We start from the raw sequence: 16,034 nt of genomic DNA, 5'->3' as shown, positions 1-16,034 counted from the left end.
CGAAAGCCTTGGACAACATTAAGGGATATTCACAGGAAGACGGGAAGTTTGGAAGAAATGCCCTGGTGGGTCGTGGCCTGCCCCAGCCCACCAATCAGTCTTTCTTCCAGCCTTCTCATCTTCCTGTTAGCGCCTTTTAGGGCGCGTGACGAAAGCGGAGGTCAGCAGTCGCCGATGCGTTGGCCGCGCATTTCCATGCGCACGTTCATCGGGCCCATCGGGGTGTCCATCTCGCTGGTCATTTCGCCCTCGGCGCGATCGCCCATGAAGCGCATGCTGCCCTCCATCTGCATCTGGCCGCCCTGCGGGTCCGTGCAACTCATGGTGTAGTCCATGCGCTCGGCGGTCATGTCCATCTGATCCAGGGTGCAGCCCTCCGGCGCCTCGATAATGCTTTCGCCGCGATCGATGTCTTCCTGGGTGACGCACTCGGTCGTGGTCTCGGTCTGGTCCGGCATGTTGCCCATGCCTTCCATGATCATGGTGTTCTGGTTTTCCCACAGGCCCGGCTGGATGTTCGGGGTGTCGGCCTGGGCGGCCAGCGGCAGGGCCACGAGGGGCAGGGCGGCGAAAAGGATGCGCAGCATGACAGTCTCCTGAAACGGGGTAAGGCGATCGTTCAATGGTGCCTGCCCCGCCATGACGGGGCAAACGCTGGTTTCCGCGACCGCGCACTGGCACCTTAAGGAAACATTGATCAGTGGTTCTACAAGGATTCACTCGGAGGGAACGCGATGGCATTGCCGTTGTGGCTGGTCGGGGGTGTCGGCGCGCTCGCGCTGGGGGGTGTGCTGTGGCAGGAGGGGCAGTTGCCGGGCTCGTCCGGTGGGCACGCGCACCTGGCCGCGCCGCGCTGCGAGGTGCCGGTCGCCCTGCACCTGGCGGGCGTGGATCCGCGCTTCCGCCTGGAGCGCGACGCGGTGCAGACGGCCCTGGATGCGGCCGTCCGGATGTGGGACGGGCAGACGCCGGACGTGCTCTTCCGCCAGCGTGAAGGCGAGGGTATGCCGGTGCGGCTGGTGTTCGACGAGCGCCAGGCAGGAGCCGAGAGCCGGGACCGTGCCCGCGCGGAACTGGACCGCCTCCAGCGGGGGATCGCCGAGCGCGAGGAGCGCCTGGATCATCGCCACTCGGCGCTGGCGGCGGATGCCGCGGGCTATCAGCGTCATCTCGAGGATTTTCAGGCGCGCCAGCGCGAATACGAGCAGGCGGTGGCCGCCTGGAATGCCGGTCGCATGGCGCACAGCGCGGGGAATCGCGAACGTCTGGAGCGGCAGCGCCGGGCGCTGGACCGCGCGGGTGACGACCTCGATCAGCGCCGGCGCACGCTGGAACAGCGCCGTGACGAGCTCAACCGTGACATCCGGGCACTGGAGCGCGAGATCGATGGGTTCAACGAGCGGGTCGCGGAGCTCAACCGCGAGATCGGTACGACCGGGGCCTTCGACATGGCGGTGTACGAGCAGCACGGGGCGCGGCGCTCGATCACCGTGTTCAAGGCGAGTGACGCCGATGAGCTGCGTCTGACGCTGGCGCACGAGCTGGGCCATGCCCTGGGGATCGATCACGTGGACGACCCGGCAGCCGTGATGCACGCGATGCTGGGGGAGGCCAACGCCGGGCGGCGCGACCTGAGCGAGGCCGACCGTCGCGCGCTGGCGGCGGCCTGCGACGTGGAGCTTGCGCGGTGACCGCCGGGGTCGGGCGGATGCCCGGTCCCGGTATCGGTGCTAGAAGTGGTAGCGCATGGCGGCGGCCAGTACGTGCACGTGACCCGAGGTGGTGCCCTGCATGTTCACAAAGGTATCCGCCTGTCCATCCCCGCTGGAATCGAAGCCCCGGGTGACGTCCAGGTCCTCGCTGCCGATGTGGATGTAGCTGTAGCCGAAGTCGAAGGTGAAGCGGTCACTGCTGGTTAAGGTGGCTCCGATGGAGAACCAGGTGCGGTCGCCATCCGGAGTGCGTGTGCTGCGGCCGTCGGTCTGGGTCGGGGTCTGGTCATACTGGATGCCGCCGCGCAGGGTCCAGCGCGGGTTCATTTCGTACTCGGCTCCGACCGCCAGGGCGTAGCTGTTGCGGTAGTTCTGTTCCAGCACCTGTTCGTTGCCCTGCGGCAGCTGGATGCGGATCTCGTCGAAGTTCGACCAGTTGAACCAGGTGTACTGAGCCAGGCCGGTCCAGCGGTCATTGAAGCGGTGGCGGATGCCGATGGATGCGATATCAGGCAGCTTCAGGTCGGCCTGCCCGGGCAGCACGGAGACAGGCCCGCCCGCGGGCTCGGTGATGGTCGCCGTGCCGCTCAGGGTGTGGGTGATGCCGTCGCGGTAATGGATGCCGAGGCGGGTGTCATCGCCCAGATCGAACAGCATCCCGATGTTGAAGCCGATATCCCAGTTGTCGCCCTCGAGTTTGAATTCCCCGTCGGTGTCCGGATTAGGGCCACCCGGGTCCGGAGTGGCGCTGCGCAGGGTCGCGTCGGCGTACTGCAGGTCGAGGCCGCCGCCGATGGAGATCCGGTCGGTCAGGTCGAAGGCGATGCTGGGCTGCAGGTTCAGCACGCGCAGGTCGGATTCCAGCGAGTCGTAGCGGGCGAAGAAGTCATCGTTGTATTCGTTCTTCAGGCCGAAGGGCGCGCTGAGGCCAAAGCCCAGCCAGACACGTTCCGAGTACTGCTCCGCCCAGTACAGGTTGGGGATCGGAGTCGGGTCGTAGGGGTTGTTGCCGTCGCGGCCCTCGTACGGGGCCCCATTGATGGTGGAGCTGCTGCGCCTGACCTTGGCCTCGGGGGCCAGCAGATACACGCCTGCCTGCACCTCGTTGCGTTCCAGGCGGGTCATGCCGGCCGGGTTGAAGTAGATGGTGCTGGCATCGGAGGCGATGGCGGCCTCGCCGGCATAGGCGCGCCCGAGACCGGAGACCCCTTGCTCCTGCAGGTAAAAGCCCGCGGCCAGCAGGGTCGTGGGTGTGGCGAACAGGACGGTGCTGACGGCGGCGGCAAGCGCCAGACGGCGCGAAGGCTTCAAGGTCATGCGGTCTCCCCCTTATTGGTCTTTTTTCGGGGGGACCGTCGGCGGGCGGTATGGCGCTTCCGGCACGAGCTCCCCCGCCGCGGACACTACCGATTCCGGGGAGATGATGCCAACCGCATCACGTTTTTCGGTCAGGTCACCAGGATCAGGCCCATCAGTGCGGCGACGCCGCCGCCCACCAGCAGCGCGAGGGTGCGCCGGGTAAAGCGGCCGAGGATCAGGCGCGCTGCGCGCTCGCGCATGCCGAAGGCATCCTGCAGGCCCACAATAGCGGCGATCAGGCCCCCGACCAGCAGGATGATTCCAAGGATCTGGGTCATCGGTCAGGCCTTGTGAATCAGCCGGAGCAGGCCCAGCAGAAGTACGGCACCGACGGTGGCGGCGGCGAGGTTGCCGATCAGCCCGCCGGCCTGGACCCCGAGCTGGGTGAACAGCCAGCCGCCGAGGAAGGCCCCGATCACGCCGACCACGATATTGAGCAGGATGCCCTGCCCGGAGCCGTGCACCAGCAGTCCGGCGAGCCAGCCAGCGATGCCGCCGATGAGCAGGAGGAGGAGAAGGGATTCGATGGCCATGATGTCGCGCTCCTTGCGGGTAACGGAGTGTTGGAGTGTGCCGAGGTCGCTGCGTTCCCCGAAAAGCACGGTGGCGAAGGGTTCGACTGTACAGGGCACGCGGCTGGGCCGCCCACCAGCGGTGACCTCCGCAAGGGATGGCAACCCCTTCGTCGTGGGTATTTTTGAGAACCATTCCGCAAAACCCTAGTCTCTGTATCGGACATTCATGGATCCGTCATGGACGGGGTCAGCCAATCCGCGCGGCCTGTCGACGGGAAGGAAACCGGAATGCATGAACCGAATGATCGCTGCTCCGCGGGCTGGCGCCCGTCATCCCGCGGACAGGGCCGCGCGCTGCTGCCCGCCGCGCTGCTGGCGCTGCTCGCGGGTTGTGGCGCCGAGGACGGGCAATCCGACTCGATGGTCTCGAATGCCAGCGCCGGCGAGCGGCTGGCGCCGGTGGAGGAGACCGGCACGCTGCGCGTAGTGACCCGCAATGCCCCCACCACCTGGTACTTTGACCAGCATCTGGAAGCGGCGGGCACGGAGCATGATCTGGTCGAGGGCTTTGCCCAGGCGCATGGCTGGCAGGTGGAGTGGGTCATGGCCGAATCGGTCTCCGGTGTGCTCGAGACGCTGGCCTCTGGCGAGGCGCATATGGCCGCGGCGGGGCTGACCCATCTCGCCTCGCGGGACGAGCGCTTCCGACGCGGCCCGGAGTACATGGAGATCACCGAGCAGGTGGTCTGCCATCGCGACTTCGATGCCATGCCTGAATCGGCGGACGACCTGGGCTCGGTGGATCTGGTGGTCTCGGCCGGCAGCAGCTACGTGGAGACCCTGGAGCAAGTGCTTCCGGAAGCGGCCGGGTTCGAGGTCCGCGAGATCGGTACCGAGCGGCTGATGGCGCAGGTCGCCCGGCAGGAGATCGACTGCACCGTGGCCGACTCGCATATCGTGCGCTACAACCGCCGCTCCTTCCCGCATCTCGACATTGCCGTCGATCTGTCCGAGCCGCGCACCCTGGGCTGGTACGTACAGCCGGACCAGGAGGCGCTGGCTGAACTGGCGGGCGACTGGATGCAGGGCGATGGCGGCCGGGAACTGCGCGAACTCGTGGACGAGCGCTACTACGCCTACATCGATCAGTTCGACTTTGTCGACCTGCGGGCGCTCAACCGGCGCATCGAGGACCGCCTGCCGCAGTTCCAGTCGTATTTCGAGGAAGCGGCCGAAAGCACCGATCTACCGGCCGATCTGCTGGCGGCCCTGGCCTATCAGGAGTCGCACTGGGATCCGGAGGCGCGCAGCCCCACCGGTGTGCGCGGCCTGATGATGCTGACGCAGCGCACGGCCGAGTCCCTGGGGGTGGATCGCCTGGACCCGGTGCAGAGCATCGACGGCGGGGCGCGCTACCTGCAGCGCCAGCACGAACTGCTGCCCGACGACATTGACGAGCCCGACCGCACCTACCTGGCGCTGGCGGCCTACAACATCGGCCGCGGGCACCTGCTGGATGCGCGCCGGCTGGCGCGCGAGCTGGGGCGTGATCCGGATCGCTGGGCCGACATGCGCGAGACCCTGCCGCTGCTGACCGAGGAGCGCTACTACCAGAACCTGCGCTTCGGCTACGCCCGCGGCTACCAGCCGGTGTACTACGTGCAGCGCATTCGCAACTACCGCGACGTGATCCGCCCGGTCTTCGTGGCCGAGGACGAGCTCCCGTCCGACCGGATCGTGGTCAGGCGCGACTGATCCCGGGCCGGCGGGCGTTGCCCGCGACCAGTGCATCCAGCGCCTGCTGCCAGCGCGGTTCCAGCCGAGCCGGCAGCCAGGCGCGCACGTCCGGTGCCGGCGGCGTGCCCTGTTGCAGCCAATGTCGCAGGCGCTCGGTCAGGGCCGCGCCATCGCCGGCGGGATAGCGGCAAGTGTCTGGATATTGCTCGCGGTAGGCCAGGGCATCCGGGACCAGTGGCGTCGCCCCGGCGGCCGTGGCCTCCAGTACCGCGAGTCCCTGGAACTCGTGCAGGGCGGTGCTGACGACCATGCCCGCGCGGCCCAGCAGGTCTTCGTATTCCCGGCGCGGCAGCTTGTCATCCGCCACGATGCGGTCCCCGAGGGCGGCGCGCAGTCGCTGCAGGGCCTCGGGGGGTTGCGCGGGCCGCGCCCCCAGCAGGGCGAGCCGGAAGTCCACGCCCGCCTCCCGCAGCCTTAGCAGCGCCTCGACGAACACCTCCGGCGCCTTGTCGTACTCCCAGCGGTGATTCCACAGGATCAGGCGCGGATCGCGCGGGTTGTCCGCCGCGGTGGGTGGCGCGACCGGGACGGGCAGGACCTCGCTGCGTGCCTGCAGCCGGGTGCGCAGGCCTTCAGGGACATGATCCGGCATCCGCGAGAGCAGGGCGTCCATGCCATCCAGGAACGAGGCGCGGTTGAAGGCGGAGTTGAAGGCCACGCGGTCCGCCGCCAGTGCCGCGTAGATCTGCACCATCTGGGGGTCCACGGAATCCACCTGGTCGCGGCCGACCGGGTAGGCGAACTGGTTTTCGTGCACGTAGTACAGCGTGGGTGGCCGGGCGAGTGACGGATGCAGGCCGCGCAAGGTGGCCAGGTCTACCATCGAGGTGGCGATGACCGCATCGGCCTCCACGCCCGCGAGCCGGTCCAGCCAGGAGACCGGGTTGCCGCGGATGCGCCAGCGGAAGTGCCGCCCGGGCAGTTCCAGCACCTCCCAGTCGAATTGACCGAAGGTCGTGGTCAGCCAGTCGACCCAGGCGGCGTGACTGTCGGCCCGGTAGGCGGAGAGCAGGAGGATGCGCGAGCGTGGCGGCATGCAGGCGGGCTGGTGGTCGGGAGCGAGGCCCTACCTTGCCGCTGCGCGGTGCATGCCGCAATCGCATCATCGGCTACGGCATGCGCGGTCAACGCGCGGTTGCGCTCCAGCGTTCGCTGGCCATGGGCGCGTCGACCGGGGTGCCGGCGATGTGGTTGGTGTAGTTGGACAGGGTCTTCAGGCCGATCGCCAGGATGACCTCCAGCATCTGCGCGGGAGTGTGCCCGGCGTCCAGAAAGGCCTGCTGGGTGGGCTCGTCAACCCAGCCGCGCTGTTCGAGCATGGCGCGGGTGAACTGGCGCAGGGCCTCCAGTTTGGGGTCCCCGATCACGCGGTCCTCGCGCAGCGCGGCGATGATGTCGTCGGGTACGCCGGTCATGCGACCCGTCATGCTGTGCGCGGCCATGCAGTAGTCGCATTCGTGGTAGCGGCTGACGGTCAGCAGCAGGACGCCCTGTTCGGTGGGGCTCAGCGACGTCTTCTGCAGCAGGTCGTGGAGCGCCAGGTAGGCCTCGGCCAGGGCCGGCGCGCTGGCCATCTTGCAGATCAGGTTGGGGACCATGCCGAAGGTTTGTTCGGCTCGGTCGAATACGGCTTGCGCCTCCGGGGCGCTAGCGGCGTCGTGCAGGGGGAAGCGTTCATCGCGCATGGGGTACCTCCGGGGGCGGGTGGGTCAGGAGTGTGACCAGCGCCGGGCCCAGGCGCAGAACCGTCGCCGGGTCCTGGTCGGCCTTGGCCATCACCAGGATCCCTTCCATCAGGGCCAGCCACTGCTCGGCCAGCGCTTCGGTGCTGGTATCGCCGGGCAGTTCGCCGTCCTGCACGGCCTCGTCCAATACGGAACGGAAATGGGCGGTGACGGCGTCCAGGTGCCCCCGAATCGCCCGGCGCAGGGGCGGGTTGTGGGTCCCCATCTCCACGGCCAGGTTGCCGAAGGGACAGCCGGGCAACTGGCCGGATTCCGCCTGCATGCGAGCCTCGAAGGCGTGGATCGCATGGACGAACGCCTCGATCCGGGCGTGCAGGCCGTTGGCGCCGGCGAGCCCCGGGATCAGCACCTCGCGCTCGAAGTCCGCGTAGAGGGCGTCCAGCATCGCCAGGGTGAGCGCCTCCTTGCCGGGGAAGAAGTGGTACAGGCTGCCCTTGCGCACGCCGGCATGGGCACAGATCTCGGCGATGCCGACGGCGCTGTAGCTGCGACCGACGATCAGTTCGCGCGCAGCCGTCAGGAGTGCGTTGCGGCTGTCGCCGCGGGCCCGGTGGGTCGGGGTTGGGGTCGGAGGCGTTGTCATGCCTTTGCACACTAGTTGACCGGTCGGTAAAGTGCAAGGAGCAATCGTCCAGGAGGGCACAAGCCGATGTCCCGAATTCCCGACATGCATGTGGCCACTGACGCCGCCGGCGTATCCATTCCCGCGGAGTACGCGGATGCCTGGGAGGATGGCTTTGGGGTGCGTGGCTGGAAGCTGGATCTGCCGGGGCGTGGCGCGGACGTGATCGCGGCGACCCCGTATACCGGCGAGCGTATCCCGACCTCGGTGTTCGTGCATGACATCGTCGACCATCACCTGTGCGGCTTCGCCCTGTCCGGTTATACCGACGAGGCGGGGGCGCTGATTCAGCTGGCGGAACGTACGGGCTCCGATCCGGTGCCGGACTTCGTTCAGATCATCGACGAGGATCTGCTGCCGGGGGCGTTCGAAAGCGACGACTGGCGCGAGCTGCTGCCCGCGTCGCTGATGGCGGTGGTGGAGGCGGCGCCGGATCCGCGCTCCGGAATGGCGCGCCTGCGCGAGCAATGGGGCGACGCGGTGCTGCGCGCGCTGTGGATCGCCGGGTTCGTGGAGACGGGCTGGGGGCTCGCGGCGGGCGCGCGCGAGGCCTGGGAACGCCACGGGCTGGACTACGCCCGCCGCGCCGCGACCGCGCGCGCACTGCAGCGGCTGTTCGAACAGGTCGATGCCACGGTGCTGGATCAGGGCTGGGTCCACGCGCGCGGCGTGTTCCGGGTCGCCCCTGCGGGGGTGGGGTTTCGCTTCGAGGAGCCGGCCGCGGGCCGCGACGAGTATCAGCCCATCACGGATGACTGAGGGGGCGTGCGCACCCCGCTGGAGCGTTCATGTATGGGCGGCGGGGAGCTCCGGTGACGGGCGGTGCAGGTGGTAGCCCTGGGCCATGTCCACGCCCAGTTCGGCCAGCATCTCCAGGGTCGGGCCGTCTTCCACGCATTCGGCGACGGTCTGCTTGTCGAGGCCCCGGGCGACGTCGACCATCGCGCGGATGAAGGCCTGATTGTCGCGGTTGTTGGGCAGGTCGCGCACAAACATGCCGTCGATCTTCAGGACCTGCACGCCCAGGTACTTGAGGTAGGCGAAGGTGGAGAACCCGGAGCCGAAGTCGTCCAAACAGACGGTGCAGCCGGTGTACTGCAGCGCTTCGATGAAGCGCTGGGCATCCTGCATCTCGGAGACCGCCGCGGTCTCGGTCAGTTCGATGATCAGCCGTCGCGGTTCGACCCCCTGCTGTTCCAGCTGCTGGGCGATGTATTGCGGCAGTCCCGGTTCGTCGAAGCTGCGGCCGGAGATGTTGATCGCGATCCCGGGGATGGCCGGGTCCCCGGCCAGTCGGCGGATGCTCTCGCGGATCACCCAGCGATCGATGTCGAGGATCTGCCCGGTCTTCTCGGCAATCGGGATGAACTGGCCGGGCATGGCGATTTCCTCCGGGGACGCCGGGTCGCGCATGCGCACCAGGGCCTCCATGTGGTGCAGGTGGCCATCGCCGACCGCGTAGATCCCCTGGTAATGCAGCTCGAAGTGTCCCTGCTCCAGCGCGGTGCCGATGCGCTGGCTCCAGGACATCCGCTCCAGCATGTGCTCGGCGGTGTTGCGGCTGCGGTCGAATACCGCCCAGGTGTTCTTGCCCAGGTCCTTCGCCTGGTACATCGCGGTGTCGGCGTGGGCCACCAGGTCCTCGACGTTGTCGCCATGCTCCGGAAAGTGGGCGATGCCGATGCTGGCGGTGAGCCGGTAGTTCTGGCCGCGGAAGCGGAACGGGATCGCCGAGATCGCGCGGCCCACGCGTTCGGCCAGTTCGATCGGCTCCTGCTCCGACTCGCGATCCACCAGGATCGCGAACTCGTCGCCGCCCAGGCGGGCAAAGATATCCTGACTGCGCACCAGCGCGGCGATCTCGCCGGCGGCGCGCACCAGCACGGTATCCCCGGCCCGGTGGCCGAAGGTGTCGTTGATGGTCTTGAACTCGTCGAGATCGAAGTACAGCAGGGCGAAGCGCCCGTTGCGCCGCCGCTCGCTGTGGATCACGTGTTCCAGGCGTTTCTGGAAGTGATGGCGGTTGTACAGGCCGGTCAGCGCGTCGTGTTCTGCGAGGTAGACCAGTTGCTGGGCGGTCTGGCGCTCGTGGGTCACGTCCTCGTACAGCCACAGTCGACCGATGGAACGCTCGTCGGTGTCGTGGACGGGGTAGGAGACCTGGGTGAGGATGCGCCCGTCGTACAGGTCGACCTCGAAGCGTTCGCTGATCTCGTGGGTATCCAGCACGTGCAGCACGTGGCGCGAGGCGTGATCCGGCCGCGCGAAGCGGTGGGTGGAATGTTCCAGTACCTCGCGCGAGGGACGACCCACCAGTTCCACCTCGCTGCCGATGGCCCACATGCGCCGGAAGGCCGGGTTTACGTATTCCACCCGGCCCTCGCGGTCCTCGAACAGGATGCCGATGCTCATCGCCGAGAGCAGCGCGGCCATGCGCCCCTGCTCCCGCCGGGTCAGTTCCAGCAGGCGCGTTTGCTCGTCGCGCGAGGCTTCCAGTTCGGACAGGGCCTGGAGCAGGGCCTCCTCGTTGCGCTTGCGCTGGGTGATGTCGTGCGAGATCGCCACGTAGCGTGCGGTCTCGCCGCGCGGGGCGACCAGTTGCAGGGAGATCTCGACCGGTACCTCGAAGCCGTCGCGATGGCGATGGCTGGTCTCGAAGCGGAACTGGTCACGCTCGCCGCGGCGCAGCGGCTCGATCAGCTGACGAAAGCGCGGCTCGGGGTAGTCCGGCTTGATGTCATAGGGGTGGAGTTCGAGCAGTTCCTCGCGCGGGATGCCGGTCTGGTCCACCGCGCCCTGATTGACATAGATAAAGCGCAGGGTCTCGACGTCGAACAGGAAGACCGCGTCCAGAGTCAGGTCCAGGGTCGAGCGAAAGGATTCCAGTTCGTCGGTCCGGGCCCGCAGGGTCTCGCCGGTGGTGACCAGTTCGTCGGCATCGATAACATGCCCCTGCAAGTACTTAAGGCGCCCGCGATCGTCGAAGATCCCGGCGCCGCGCTCGAACACCCAGCGCTCCCCGCCATTGCGTCCGATCAGGCGCCACTGGATCTGGTACTGGCCGGTCCGCTGCAATCCCTCGGATACCTCGCGCCAGACCCGGTCGCGGTCTTCAGGGTGCACCAGATCGTTGAAGCTGAGGCGTTCGGCGAAGAACCTTTCGCGCGAGTAGCCGGTGAGCTCCTCCAGGGCGCCCTCGGCGTTGATCACGTCCCAGTTCGGGTTGTTGCGGCAGCGATAGACGAAGCCGTCGATGGTGTCGAGTACCCGCAGCAAGTCGTCGCCCTGCTGGGTGCCCAGCGAGCGGGTCAGGGTCATCATCCCGATGACGGCGAGGAGGGCGGCGAACATGCGCAGCAGTTGCACCGGTAGTCCGCTTGCCTCCAGGAAGTCGGCATGGGTCGGCAGCCACTCGGGCAGAGCCGGGTCGACAGTGCCCGGAAACGGCGTGATCAGGGCGTACCCGAGGAAGGCTAGGGCGAGGACGGCCAGGGCCGGGTACTGGCTGGCATGATCGTCGGCGTCGGCGGTGCGCTGGAGGGACCCCCGCAGCAGAAGCAAGAACGCCAGGCCGGACAGTACGGCCCCCGGAAGGCCGACCAGGTAGCGCCCGCCATTGGCCAGCCCGCGCGCCGGGTCCTCGGCCATACCGACGAGCAGGAGCACCGCGACGGCGATCAGCGGATAAAGCCACAGGGCGTCAAGGCGCAGGCGCGATGGACTCGCGAGCAGGGCGCGGCGCCCGAACTCCAGAAGCGGCAGGTAGGACAGCAGTTGCCAGGTGGCATTGAGCCACGGGTCGCGCGCCGCCGGATAGTGCAAGCCCGCGGCCTGGAGGAATTCGTAGGCGCCATGGATCAGGCCGAACAGACCCAGCAGCCAGAAATGTCGGGCGAACGGCAGGGATCCGTCCCCGCGGGGCAGGACGAAAGCGACTACGCCAAGGGAGAAGAAGGCCAGGCCATAGACCAGGTATAGGACGGTGAATCCGGCGAGCGAGAGATCCATCAGTGGCAGCCGCTCGCATTGGAGGGTGCCTTACCGGCGGGGATGCGGGTCAGCCGGGTCAATGGGTCGGACACGCAGTTTCCTTTCGGCCATAGGGCGGAGCCCGCCGGAGCCGGTCTACGAAATCAGGTGTCTAGCTTGCGGGGTTGTGTGGCGGGGATGCAAGCCATGGCCGGGGAGGGACATGAGAGGGAGTATCCGGCCCGCGGGCGCGGACCGGATATGCGGGCCGGGATCAGGCTCCGACGTATTCGTCGCACCAGCCGTCGGCGTTCACTTGAACGCCCTGGAAGTCGGCGTGGAAGCACTGACCCCACTGGTCATCACCTCCGCCCCAGAAGGCGCAGTTCTTGCACTTCTCGCCTTCGGAGTAGTCCGCGTGGTCGGCGTCGGCCGCATCGTTCACGTAGTTGTGGGCGTGGCCGTCTTCGGCTTTCGTATCGGCCTTGGCCGAGGAGATGCCCACCATGCTGACGACCGGGATGGCCGCCACGGCAGCGGATGCCTGGCGCAGGAACTTACGACGGTTCGCATTCGGTTGATCGGACATGAGGTCCTCCGTTTGCTTTCTGAATGGATGGTTCTTCTTGTTGCCAGTTGGAGCGAACGACGCACGCTGGATACGTGCGGGCTCAACCCCTTCGAGCCCTCGGGCCCTTGAGGGTTCCCTCGATTTTTGCGGGGATCCCCGAAGCCTTCCGGCGATCGTGGTTCGGCAGAGGGGATGCACCGGGGCCGGGAAAAATTCCATGTCGAGCGCCGGGTCCTGCCTGATGTGATGAAGATCGCGTCAGGCTGGTCTACCATTAGAGTTTTCTTATTCATTCGAATTAGGGGGTGCCCGATGCAGTACCGTAAGACGATGGTGATGTTCGCCCTGGGGGCGCTGGCGGCCATGCCGGTGGCCCAGGCCAGCGCGGTGGATCGCGGCATGGAGCCCAGCGTGGCACTGCTGGGCGGTGTGGTCTCGCCGGACCTGTCGGATGCCAGCAGCGATGGTGCCTACGGGGTCGAGATCGGCGCCAACTGTCAGTTGTTCCAGCCGGCCACCGGCGTGCTGCGCCATCATCTGAGCGTGAGCCGTTACAGCGACGACCCGCTCAAGATGACCAGCGCCGAGGTGAACAGCCACTGGATGTTCGAGCCGAACGAACGGCTGTCGCTGGGCTTTGGTCCCGGCATCGGCTACGTGCGGGCCAAGCTGGATGACGACCGCAATGGCCTGTGGGCGGCCCAGCTGGGTGGCAGCCTGAAGTACCAGCTGGACCGGCAGTGGTTCCTGGGGCTGGAGGCGCGTTACCAGTTCACCGAGAGTGACCGCTTCGACGGCCGTCGCGCCGATGCCGACAACATGCGCGTGATGGGCAAGGTGGGCATGCAGTTCTGATCCGGCGGGTTGCCCGGCGTCCGGGGCCTTGCCGGCCCCCGGGCGCCGGGCGACGATAGGGCGACGTTGACACAGCAGGGCGTTGCCCATGACCGATACCCCCGACCCTACCGATCCGGGTGACAACCGGGAGGCCCCCGCCTGGCACAGCCGGTCCGCGGATGATGCGCTGGAGCACTGGGGCTCCGACCGCGAGGGGCTGTCGGCGGTCGTGGCCGAGGAACGTCTGGCGCACTTTGGCCCCAATCAGTTGCGTCCGCCGGAGCGGGCGGGCGTCGTCCGGCGCTTCCTGCGCCATTTTCACAACGTACTGATCTACATCCTGCTGGTCGCGGCGCTGGGGACGGCGCTGCTGGGGCACTGGGTGGATACCGGCGTGATCCTGGCCGTGGTCCTGATCAATACGCTGATCGGGTTCGTCCAGGAGGGCAAGGCGGAGAAGGCCCTGGATGCCATCCGTCGCATGCTGTCCCCGCGCGCGGTGGTAACGCGCGCTGGCGAGCGTCGTGAGATCCCGGCCGAGGAGCTGGTGCCCGGCGATATCGTGCACCTGCAGGCCGGTGACCGGGTGCCCGCCGACCTGCGGCTGTTCGAGACCAAGAACCTGCGCCTGGAAGAGGCGGTCCTGACCGGCGAGTCGGTGGCGGTCGAGAAGGATACCGCCACGGTGGAACGGGAGGCCGACCTTGGGGACCGGCGCGGCATGGCCTTCTCCGGGACGCTGGTGGCCTTTGGCCGCGGTGCGGGCGTTGTCGTGGCCACGGGCGAGCATACCGAGATCGGGCGCATCTCCACCATGCTCGGCGAGGTCGAGGGGCTGGAGACGCCGCTGGTCCGGCAGATGGAACAGTTCGGCCGCTGGCTGGCCGCGGTGATCGTGGTGATCGCGGCGGCAACCTTCGCCTTCGGTTACTGGGTGCGCAGCTATCCGCTGGACGAGATGTTCCTCGCGGCGGCGAGCCTGGCGGTGTCCACCATCCCCGAGGGCCTGCCCGCCATCATGACCATCGCGCTGGCCATTGGGGTGCAGAAGATGGCGCGGCGCAATGCGATCATCCGGCGCCTGCCGGCGGTCGAGACCCTGGGGTCGGTCTCGGCCATCTGTTCCGACAAGACCGGCACGCTCACCCGTAACGAGATGACGGCGCAGACGCTGCGCACGGCCACCCGGGAGATCCTCGTCAGCGGCGTGGGCTATGCGCCGCAGGGGCAGTTCTCCGAGGACGAACGGGATCTGGACCCGGACGAGGACCCGCTGTTGCGCGAGGTGCTGCGGGCGGGGCTGCTGTGCAATGACGCCCGGCTCTACCAGAAGGATGGCGACTGGGTGATGGAGGGCGACCCGACCGAGGGCGCCCTGATTACGCTGGCGCAAAAGGCCGGGCTGGACCCGCGCCTGGAAGGCGAACGCCTGCCGCGCACCGACGTGATCCCGTTCGAGTCGGATCATCGCTACATGGCGACCCTGCACCACGACCACGACGGTCACGCCCGCATCTTCCTGAAAGGGGCGCCCGAGCGCGTGCTGGAGCTTTGCAGCGAGCAGCAGGTAGATGGCGAGACCCGCGAGGCGCTGGATGGCGAGCGCTGGCACGTCGCCATGGAGGCCGTGGCGGCCCGCGGTCAGCGCCTGCTGGCCGTGGCCGTGCGCGATACCGAACCCGATCACGGCGAGCTGCGTTTCGATGATGTCGAGGCTGGCGGTTTTACCCTGCTTGCCCTGCTGGGGATCATCGACCCGCCACGCGACGAGGCGATCCGCGCGGTGGCTGAGTGCCGCGCGGCGGGGATCGACGTCAAGATGATCACCGGCGACCACCTGGCGACCGCCCGGGCGATCGGCGAGCAGCTGGGCCTGGGCCGCGAGGCCGAGGCGCGGTCCGGTCACGAGCTGGATGCCCTGGACGAGGCGGCGCTGGCCGACGCCGCGGAGCGTACGGACGTCTTTGCGCGGACCTCGCCGGAACACAAGCTGCGCCTGGTGCGTGCCCTGCAGCAGGGCGGGCGTATCGTGGCGATGACCGGCGACGGGGTGAATGATGCCCCGGCGCTGAAGCGGGCGGATGTTGGCGTGGCCATGGGGGGCAAGGGGACCGAGGCGGCCAAGGAGGCCTCCGAGATGGTCCTGGCGGACGACAATTTCGCCTCCATCGCGCATGCGGTGGAGGAGGGCCGGACGGTCTACGACAACATCCGCAAGGCCATCCTGCATATGCTGCCGACCAATGCCGGGCAGTCGCTGACCATCATGATGGCGATCCTGATGGGGCTGGCGTTGCCGCTGACCCCGGTGCAGGTGCTGTGGGTCAACATGGTGACCTCGGTGACCCTGGCCATGGCGCTGGCCTTCGAGAAGGCCGAGCCGGGCGTGATGCAGCGCCCGCCACGGGCGCCGGACACGCCCCTGTTGTCCGGGTTCCTGCTCTGGCGCATCCCGTTCGTGGCGTTGCTGCTGTGGGCCGGGACCTTCGGGCATTTCGTCTACATGGAGACCCTGGCCGGGGTGGCCGACGAGGTCGCGCGTACCGTGGCGATCAATACCCTGGTGGCCGGGCAGGCCTTTTACCTGCTGAATCTGCGTCTGATCCATCAACCGGTGCTGCCGGGCGGCGAGCTGTTCCGCTCGCGCGCGATGTGGCTGGCCATCGGGGTCCTGGTGCTGCTGCAGCTGGCGTTCACCTACGTGCCCGTAATGCACACCCTGTTCGGGACCACCGCCATCGGCGCGGACGACTGGGCGCGCATCCTGGCCTTTGGCCTGGCGGTGTTCGTGATCGTGGAACTGGAAAAGCTGGTGGTGCGCCAGGTGCTGGCACGCCGGCGCGGCGTGTTGCCGCGCGCCGTCTGACCGAACGCGCGCGGGTCGGGCAGAGCGCGTTTCCCGGAGCC

At 67.8% G+C, this 16,034-nt stretch carries 14 protein-coding genes; 5 read left to right on the top strand and 9 right to left on the bottom strand.

The genetic code is table 11. The features are described 5' to 3' along the window. Nucleotides 1-161: 161 nt before the first annotated feature. Nucleotides 162-587, bottom strand: coding sequence for a DUF3617 family protein (locus C996_RS0113145; RefSeq protein WP_018867892.1), 426 nt, complete (start codon nt 585-587; stop codon nt 162-164). Nucleotides 588-734: 147 nt separating this feature from the next. Between C996_RS0113145 and C996_RS0113140 the strand changes: the two genes are divergently transcribed. Continuing rightward, nucleotides 735-1,691 (top strand): matrixin family metalloprotease, encoded by a 957-nt coding sequence (locus C996_RS0113140; protein WP_038035818.1) that lies wholly within the window; start codon nt 735-737, stop codon nt 1,689-1,691. A 39-nt stretch (nt 1,692-1,730) separates the two neighbouring features. Here the strand turns inward: C996_RS0113140 and C996_RS0113135 are convergent, their stop codons facing one another. From C996_RS0113135 to C996_RS0113125, 3 genes are all read right to left on the bottom strand, one after another. Further along, nucleotides 1,731-3,029, bottom strand: coding sequence for an OmpP1/FadL family transporter (locus C996_RS0113135; RefSeq protein WP_018867890.1), 1,299 nt, complete (start codon nt 3,027-3,029; stop codon nt 1,731-1,733). 131 nt (nt 3,030-3,160) lie between these two features. Further along, on the bottom strand, nt 3,161-3,349 hold the full coding sequence (locus C996_RS0113130; protein WP_018867889.1) for a DUF3185 family protein: 189 nt from the start codon (nt 3,347-3,349) through the stop codon (nt 3,161-3,163). A 3-nt stretch (nt 3,350-3,352) separates the two neighbouring features. Further along, nucleotides 3,353-3,604 (bottom strand): GlsB/YeaQ/YmgE family stress response membrane protein, encoded by a 252-nt coding sequence (locus C996_RS0113125; RefSeq protein ID WP_018867888.1) that lies wholly within the window; start codon nt 3,602-3,604, stop codon nt 3,353-3,355. 270 nt (nt 3,605-3,874) lie between these two features. On the opposite strand from C996_RS0113125, the gene mltF reads away from it, so the two are divergent. Beyond that, nucleotides 3,875-5,341, top strand: a complete 1,467-nt coding sequence (gene mltF / locus C996_RS0113120; protein ID WP_018867887.1) for a membrane-bound lytic murein transglycosylase MltF — start codon at nt 3,875-3,877, stop codon at nt 5,339-5,341. Here the strand turns inward: mltF and C996_RS0113115 are convergent. The 3 genes from C996_RS0113115 to C996_RS0113105 all read right to left on the bottom strand — a co-directional run bounded on the left by C996_RS0113115 (nt 5,328) and on the right by C996_RS0113105 (nt 7,711). Then, nucleotides 5,328-6,419 carry a DUF3524 domain-containing protein gene (locus C996_RS0113115; protein ID WP_018867886.1) on the bottom strand — a complete coding sequence of 364 codons (1,092 nt, stop codon included), beginning with the start codon at nt 6,417-6,419 and terminating at the stop codon, nt 5,328-5,330. The two genes, mltF and C996_RS0113115, sit on opposite strands and share 14 nt — an antisense overlap. 88 nt (nt 6,420-6,507) lie before the next feature. Then, nucleotides 6,508-7,068 (bottom strand): carboxymuconolactone decarboxylase family protein, encoded by a 561-nt coding sequence (locus tag C996_RS0113110; protein WP_018867885.1) that lies wholly within the window; start codon nt 7,066-7,068, stop codon nt 6,508-6,510. After that, the gene (locus C996_RS0113105; RefSeq protein ID WP_018867884.1) at nt 7,058-7,711 is read right to left on the bottom strand and encodes a TetR/AcrR family transcriptional regulator; all 654 of its coding nucleotides are present in this window, start codon (nt 7,709-7,711) and stop codon (nt 7,058-7,060) included. The genes C996_RS0113110 and C996_RS0113105 overlap by 11 nt, the downstream gene beginning before the upstream one ends. 84 nt (nt 7,712-7,795) lie before the next feature. Here C996_RS0113105 and C996_RS0113100 point away from each other — a divergent pair, with 84 nt between their 5' ends. Next, on the top strand, nt 7,796-8,509 hold the full coding sequence (locus tag C996_RS0113100) for a hypothetical protein (protein ID WP_018867883.1): 714 nt from the start codon (nt 7,796-7,798) through the stop codon (nt 8,507-8,509). Between the two features lie 27 nt (nt 8,510-8,536). Here C996_RS0113100 and C996_RS0113095 read toward each other — a convergent pair whose 3' ends face one another. Then, on the bottom strand, nt 8,537-11,758 hold the full coding sequence (locus C996_RS0113095; protein ID WP_018867882.1) for an EAL domain-containing protein: 3,222 nt from the start codon (nt 11,756-11,758) through the stop codon (nt 8,537-8,539). A gap of 235 nt (nt 11,759-11,993) precedes the next feature. Further along, on the bottom strand, nt 11,994-12,308 hold the full coding sequence (locus C996_RS0113090; RefSeq protein WP_018867881.1) for a high-potential iron-sulfur protein: 315 nt from the start codon (nt 12,306-12,308) through the stop codon (nt 11,994-11,996). Between the two features lie 294 nt (nt 12,309-12,602). Between C996_RS0113090 and C996_RS0113085 the strand changes: the two genes are divergently transcribed. After that, complete coding sequence (locus C996_RS0113085; protein WP_018875589.1) at nt 12,603-13,145, top strand: outer membrane beta-barrel protein; 543 nt, start codon at nt 12,603-12,605, stop codon at nt 13,143-13,145. Nucleotides 13,146-13,233: 88 nt separating this feature from the next. Continuing rightward, the gene (locus C996_RS0113080; RefSeq protein ID WP_018867879.1) at nt 13,234-15,993 is read left to right on the top strand and encodes a cation-transporting P-type ATPase; all 2,760 of its coding nucleotides are present in this window, start codon (nt 13,234-13,236) and stop codon (nt 15,991-15,993) included. Nucleotides 15,994-16,034 lie beyond the last annotated feature (41 nt).

Origin of the sequence: Thioalkalivibrio sp. ALE25, assembly GCF_000377285.1 — a bacterium.
In the GTDB taxonomy this organism is placed as follows: domain Bacteria; phylum Pseudomonadota; class Gammaproteobacteria; order Ectothiorhodospirales; family Ectothiorhodospiraceae; genus Thioalkalivibrio.
Note: the sequence above shows the minus strand (reverse complement) of the source record. Positions and strands in the feature narration are given on the sequence as shown.

Bases quoted from the DNA above. Each gene is read 5' to 3' on its own strand.
- C996_RS0113145 (WP_018867892.1), bottom strand. From the start codon at position 587: ATGCTGCGCATCCTTTTCGCCGCCCTGCCCCTCGTGGCCCTGCCGCTG.
- C996_RS0113140 (WP_038035818.1), top strand. From the start codon at position 735: ATGGCATTGCCGTTGTGGCTGGTCGGGGGTGTCGGCGCGCTCGCGCTG.
- C996_RS0113135 (WP_018867890.1), bottom strand. From the start codon at position 3,029: ATGACCTTGAAGCCTTCGCGCCGTCTGGCGCTTGCCGCCGCCGTCAGC.
- C996_RS0113130 (WP_018867889.1), bottom strand. From the start codon at position 3,349: ATGACCCAGATCCTTGGAATCATCCTGCTGGTCGGGGGCCTGATCGCC.
- C996_RS0113125 (WP_018867888.1), bottom strand. From the start codon at position 3,604: ATGGCCATCGAATCCCTTCTCCTCCTCCTGCTCATCGGCGGCATCGCT.
- mltF (WP_018867887.1), top strand. From the start codon at position 3,875: ATGCATGAACCGAATGATCGCTGCTCCGCGGGCTGGCGCCCGTCATCC.
- C996_RS0113115 (WP_018867886.1), bottom strand. From the start codon at position 6,419: ATGCCGCCACGCTCGCGCATCCTCCTGCTCTCCGCCTACCGGGCCGAC.
- C996_RS0113110 (WP_018867885.1), bottom strand. From the start codon at position 7,068: ATGCGCGATGAACGCTTCCCCCTGCACGACGCCGCTAGCGCCCCGGAG.
- C996_RS0113105 (WP_018867884.1), bottom strand. From the start codon at position 7,711: ATGACAACGCCTCCGACCCCAACCCCGACCCACCGGGCCCGCGGCGAC.
- C996_RS0113100 (WP_018867883.1), top strand. From the start codon at position 7,796: ATGCATGTGGCCACTGACGCCGCCGGCGTATCCATTCCCGCGGAGTAC.
- C996_RS0113095 (WP_018867882.1), bottom strand. From the start codon at position 11,758: ATGGATCTCTCGCTCGCCGGATTCACCGTCCTATACCTGGTCTATGGC.
- C996_RS0113090 (WP_018867881.1), bottom strand. From the start codon at position 12,308: ATGTCCGATCAACCGAATGCGAACCGTCGTAAGTTCCTGCGCCAGGCA.
- C996_RS0113085 (WP_018875589.1), top strand. From the start codon at position 12,603: ATGCAGTACCGTAAGACGATGGTGATGTTCGCCCTGGGGGCGCTGGCG.
- C996_RS0113080 (WP_018867879.1), top strand. From the start codon at position 13,234: ATGACCGATACCCCCGACCCTACCGATCCGGGTGACAACCGGGAGGCC.